Origin of the sequence: Paenibacillus algorifonticola (genome assembly GCF_050481745.1) — a bacterium.
GTDB lineage: Bacteria > Bacillota > Bacilli > Paenibacillales > Paenibacillaceae > Pristimantibacillus > Pristimantibacillus algorifonticola_A.
Map to the genome: position 1 here is coordinate 1 of NZ_JBCNGR010000094.1, position 5,770 is coordinate 5,770.

The following is a 5,770-nucleotide window of genomic DNA, read 5'->3' on the forward strand; positions in this document are numbered from 1 at the left end:
TATAATCCAGCATTTCCAAAATCCGCTGCTGCTTGGCCGGATCAATCTTGGCATTAATGACAATTTTATTCGTCATGGCCGTGGTCTGGGTTGCTTGCTTGCCTTCAGGCCCCTTCGGAGGCAGCAGCTGTACCAATTCCGCCTCAGGAATCAGCTTCGTAAGCGTCGGGATCGTTGCTGAATACAGCTCGTTTGGAACGATTGCGGTAATTCCTGTCTTGCCGGATTCTAGTTTAGCGAGGCTGTCCTTTATCTTATTGGCTGGGAAATCCTTGTCCAGAACCCCCTCGCTATAGGCTTTATTCATAAAAGTCGCAAACGCTTTCAATTCATCTGTTTGAAGCTGCATCGGAACCAGTTGCCCGTCAATATCGCTCCAATCATTTCCTAAACCGAACGCGCCCACCAAAGGTTCGATATTAACAAAACGGTTATTCACAATACCAAACGAAAATCCGGTCGTATCAGTCTGGCCGTTTCCATCAGGATCCTGTGTTGCGAACGCTTTGGCCACCTCGTAGAATTCATCCACAGTAGTTGGAGTTTGGAGCTTTAACTTATCCAGCCAATCCTGACGAATTGCCAAGGAGTCACGCGTTTCCGTAGTGTAATAAGGAAGCCCATAATAGCTGTCCTTTGGGTTCATAATTTCCAGACCTTCAGCACCCAAATGCTGCGATAGGTTGGCGTATTTGCCCAACTCCTGCTTGACGTCCATAAAAATGCCTCTATCCCGCCACTTGTTATATTCCTGCTCCAGAACCATAAACACATCTGGGAACTCATTGGATGCGGCCATTACATTCAATTTCTGCGCATAAGTATCGTAGGGAACCCATTGAATTTTCAAGTCTATATTGAGCTTTTCATTAATAGCTTTCAGAACAGGATGGTCCTCCGGCCATCCTCCGCCGGCAAAGCTGAAAGTCATCAGCTCAATACTCATCGGTTCCTTTGCGGACTCCGTTCCCTTCTCCTCTCCCTTTACTGTAGTCGTCCCTCCCTGTGAGCAGCCTATAACGCCAACCATTATTGCTGCAATCAATAAAAGCGCTTTCCATTTCTTCATGCTTAAGCCCCCTTCAATCCTCTAGATGATATTTACACTTATAAAGTTAACGCAATTTCGAATCTTTAACCTTACCCAATCTTTTTGTTTATAGTCTTATTTTTTTAAAATATACGATAAGGAACCCGAATACTGACTACACTGCCTCTTCCAGCAAATGAATGCACAGAAACGCCATATCCTTCACCGTATTTGAGCATCAAACGGGCGTGGACATTGGCCAGGCCAATAGAGCCCTGCATTAACGTCTCTTCATTGGTTATACGATTGTTGAATTGTTCCTCAAGACTAAGCAGCTTCTGCTCCGATACCCCGGCTCCGTTATCAGCAATTTCAATAATCAGATCTTGCTCTGTTGTATAGGCGGTAATAATAATCGCTGCATCTCCGCCCTTTGGTTCAACCGCGTATTTCACTGCATTTTCTACTATCGGCTGAATACTAAGTTTAATAATCGGACATTTCAAAAACTTTTCGTTAACCCGGACGCTGCTTTCAAATTTTTTCGGATAGCGAATGTGAATAATCTCAAGGTATTTGATTAACGAGTCCAATTCTTCACTTAGTGTTACCTCTTCATACGACCAGCGGGAGGCATAACGATAAACATCCGCTAGGTTATGCGAAATTTTCTCGATAAGCGGAACATCGTTTAAATAGGCAATACTTTTAATAATATCCAGGGTGTTATAAAGCAAATGGGGGTTAATTTGGTTTTGAAGCGCGCGAATCATAGCTTCGCTTTGCCGCAGCTGAAGCTCCACCTCTTTCACTCGATATTCTGATAGCGTTTGCATTAAGTCCGTTAATTGCTCGACCATTTTGTTAAAGCTTGTAATCAAAACTTCGAATTCCATAATGTTCGATACTTTTTTAGCTCTAACATTCAAATTGCCCATCGAAACCGATTCCATTAAAGACTTTAAGTGCTTGATCGGATTGATAAATTGACGAAGCAGCAAGGGAACCGCAACCATAATACTGATCGAAATTATTATAAAGGTGATGATCGTCGACTTTATGGCTGAATTTAAGCCGCTGGCCATTTCCACGTATGGCACAATAGAGTTGATATTCCAGCCGGTGTAAGAGGAATCGCCCGTGGCAACTAAATAATCCTCCCCATGAAAATTCCTTAAGTGCATCCCTTCCGTTGAATCGGGAAGCAAATCATTTAAAGGAGTCTGGCTTAACGACTTCCCTACCCACTCTTTATTGGGATGATACACAACTGAATTTTCTTCTGAGGTAATAAAAAAATAGCCCGTCTTGCCAAGCCGGGATTTATCAAAGGTTGCCTCGATCTCAGCCAATGAAAACTGCAGCACCAGATTGCCTATCATGTCAGTCGTTTGCTTGCTATAGATCGGGATCAGCATGCTTAATACAAAAGGGCCTGTACCTGCCAGCCGGTCCGTAGGCAAAACTCTGATCGTCGTAGACGGCACAGCAGCATACCAGAATTGTGATGCGTTTGAGCCCGATATGGACCTATAATCATTTAACGATAAAATCCTCTTATCGTTTGCAACCAGGAAAATGTTAAGCATTTCAGGAAAATTGAAAGATACATACGTTTTCATTTCCATCTCAATGCCTCTTATATCCTCTGCGGTAGGCTCGTATTCTCCAATCAGCCAATTTTGAACCAAATCCGTATTGATCAGTGTATTCGTTGAATTTTTCATTTGCTTAAAATAAAACTCCAAATGGTGATTGAGGCTATCTGTCGATTGTTTGGTAATGGTTACAAAGTCGTCTTCGACAGCCTTGCTGTAATAATAGTGGGATAAAGAGGCAATCAAGCCAATGGACAGCAGACTCAGCCCGAAAAACAACATAATCATTCTGTGCTTGATGGATTTGAACGGAAACATTGTGCGCTTCATAAGCCAAGGCTCCTCCTGTACTCATTTGGGGACTGATTCATGATGCTTTTGAATAAGCGATTGAAATAGGGAAGCGTTCCGAACCCCACCATTTCAGCAACCTCATAAACTTTTAAATCAGGCTCCAATAGCAGCTGTTTCGCCTTTTCAATTCGATAAAGATTCAAATAATTGACAAAGGAATCTCCGTTGCTCTGCTTGAACAGCACACAAAATCGGGACACGCTGAGCTCCACATACTCTGAAATGTGGGTAAGCGTAATTTCATTCACATAATTTTGCTGGACATATTCGTATACCCGCTTCATAAGCAAACGATTTTTGTTGCTGGCCTGAGAAACATGAAGCGTTCTAGACCATTCCTCAAGCAATTTATAAAAATATTGTTTGACCACTTCCTGGTCTTTATTATGCTCATAGTCCGTCATTTGATAGCCGGATATTATGCTTTCAAGCTGCTCATTTAATTTATTTGATAAAATGCGAAAGAGGCCCGACATCACTCCTGGATTCGGTGTTTTCAATTTCATAATGAACTGGATAATATCCGTCACCTCCCGGATCAGCCTTTGATGATCCCAAACCTCTATATTTTCTACGAACCGCTGGATTTTATGGAGAGGCTCATGCAAATGATGCGAGTTTTGCAACCGTTCGACCGATCTTTGAAGAGCGCGTTTTAGATCCTCTGCTGCTACCGGCTTTAATAAATATTCTGTTGCTCCGTATCGCATTGCCTGTTGGGCATAATTGAAATTCTCATATCCGCTGATGACAATGGGGACGATCGACAGTTTGTATTCGTCACATTTTTGAATAAGTGAGAGGCCATCCATATGCGGCATCACAATATCTGTAATGATCACATTAGGCCAAAACTCATTAACGAGATTCCACGCTTCCTTGCCGTCATTTGCCTCAGCTACGACTTTAAACCCCAAATCGAAACGCTCTATCATTTCAACAATCGCAGTTCGAATCCACATCTCATCTTCAGCTACTAGTATTTGAAACATGACTTCACCTCAGGAGTAAGAATATAATGCCATTCATGGCTGTTGTTCGATAGATACACTGCACTGTTGCAGCCCGCTAAGCCCGCCAGCATGTATCCCTCGAGCTTATATTCTAACTGTATTGCCTGAATCAGTACACCATTTTGATGAATGTCCATTGGCATAGCAAAAAGGACGACATTCCCCCGTCGTCCACTCGCAGCGGGCTATCGTCCTTATTTTTGTCAGATTCAACAAAAGGCTGACCTCACCCATGTGAGGCCAGCCTTCGCTTTCTTTCCATTTACTCATTAATTACTTACGAATTACTTATTCGTTATTTTCCATCCATTGGAAATGGAAGCTGCCTTGTTGATCCAAACGCTCAAACGTATGCGCTCCAAAATAATCGCGCTGTGCTTGCAGCAGGTTAGCCGGCAGTCTTTCTGTACGGTAGCTGTCATAATAAGCTAGTGCCGATGCGAAAGCAGGAACTGGAATCCCTCTTGTTACGGCAATCGCAATCACTTTTCTCCATGCTTCTTGGTAGTTATCTACGATGCCGCCGAAATAATCATCGAGGAACAAGTTTTTCAGTTCCGGATCACGATCATACGCATCTTTAATGTTTTGCAGGAAGCCAGCACGAATAATGCAGCCGCCACGGAAAATCATTGCGATACTGCCGTAGTTCAGGTTCCAGTTGTACTGGTCAGAAGCAGCGCGCATTTGCGCAAAGCCTTGGGCGTACGAAGCGATTTTGCTCGCGAATAGCGCTTTGCGGACCGCTTCAATAAACTCTTGCGCATCGCCGTCATAGCTTGATACCGCAGGGCCATTCAGCTTCTTGCTTGCTGCTACGCGCTCCTCTTTCATCGCAGAGATAAAGCGCGAGAATACGGATTCGGTAATGATCGACAATGGAACGCCGAGATCAAGCGCGCTTTGGCTCGTCCATTTGCCCGTTCCCTTTTGGCCTGCAGAATCCAGGATCACATCGACCATCGGCTTGCCTGTAGCTGGGTCTGTTTTCGAGAAAATGTCAGCTGTAATTTCGATCAAATAGCTGTCAAGCTCGCCATTGTTCCATTCGGTGAAAATGTTATGCAGCTCAGTTGTGCTTACGCCGAGTACATCTTTCAACAAATGATAGGCTTCGCCAATTAGCTGCATATCGCCATACTCGATGCCGTTGTGCACCATTTTCACATAATGTCCAGCTCCGCCTTCGCCAATATAAGTGGAGCAAGCATCGCCATTCACTTTCGCAGAAATAGCCGTCAAGATCGGCTCAACGAGCTCATATGCGTCTTTTTGACCGCCCGGCATAATCGCCGGACCTTTAAGCGCGCCCTCTTCGCCGCCGGAAACGCCCGCTCCAATAAAGCGGAAGCCTTTAGCCGAAAGCTCTTCATTTCTTCTTTGCGTATCAGGGAAATATGCGTTGCCGCCATCGATCAATATGTCCCCTTGGTCTAGAAACGGCACAAGCTGATTAATCGTATCATCTGTTGGCGCGCCTGCTTTGACCATAATTAAAATTCTGCGAGGTGTTTCAAGCGAATTTACAAACTCTTCGACGCTGTAAGCACCAACAAAATTTTTACCTTTCGCTTCTTCCAGAAGCTCATTTGTTTTTTCTGGGGAACGGTTGAATAAAGCAACCGAGAACCCTCTGCTTTCAATGTTTAAAGCGAGGTTTTTGCCCATAACGGCAAGACCAACGACGCCAATTTGCTGTTTGCTCACGGAAATCTGCCTCCCAATCCTATTCAAGCTCTTTTTATATAAGCGTAAACGGCTGTCGCCGTCCTCTG

General features: G+C 44.1%; 4 protein-coding genes. All 4 read right to left on the minus strand.

Features of this window, described 5'->3' with window-relative positions:
- Positions 1-1,069 (minus strand): extracellular solute-binding protein (locus ABEW34_RS31745; RefSeq protein ID WP_430165827.1); only part of this gene is annotated, 1,069 nt, incomplete at its 3' end.
- Between the two features lie 104 nt (positions 1,070-1,173).
- Positions 1,174-2,958 (minus strand): sensor histidine kinase, encoded by a 1,785-nt coding sequence (locus ABEW34_RS31750; RefSeq protein WP_430165830.1) that lies wholly within the window; start codon positions 2,956-2,958, stop codon positions 1,174-1,176.
- Positions 2,955-3,974 carry a response regulator transcription factor gene (locus ABEW34_RS31755; RefSeq protein WP_430165833.1) on the minus strand — a complete coding sequence of 340 codons (1,020 nt, stop codon included), beginning with the start codon at positions 3,972-3,974 and terminating at the stop codon, positions 2,955-2,957. Before ABEW34_RS31755 ends, ABEW34_RS31750 begins: the two co-directional genes overlap by 4 nt.
- Positions 3,975-4,283: 309 nt before the next feature.
- Positions 4,284-5,702, minus strand: coding sequence for an NADP-dependent phosphogluconate dehydrogenase (gndA, locus tag ABEW34_RS31760; RefSeq protein WP_430165836.1), 1,419 nt, complete (start codon positions 5,700-5,702; stop codon positions 4,284-4,286).
- Positions 5,703-5,770 lie beyond the last annotated feature (68 nt).

Coding starts and splice junctions, on each gene's coding strand:
- ABEW34_RS31755 (WP_430165833.1), bottom strand. CDS start 3,974: ATGTTTCAAATACTAGTAGCTGAAGATGAGATGTGGATTCGAACTGCG.
- ABEW34_RS31750 (WP_430165830.1), bottom strand. CDS start 2,958: ATGAAGCGCACAATGTTTCCGTTCAAATCCATCAAGCACAGAATGATT.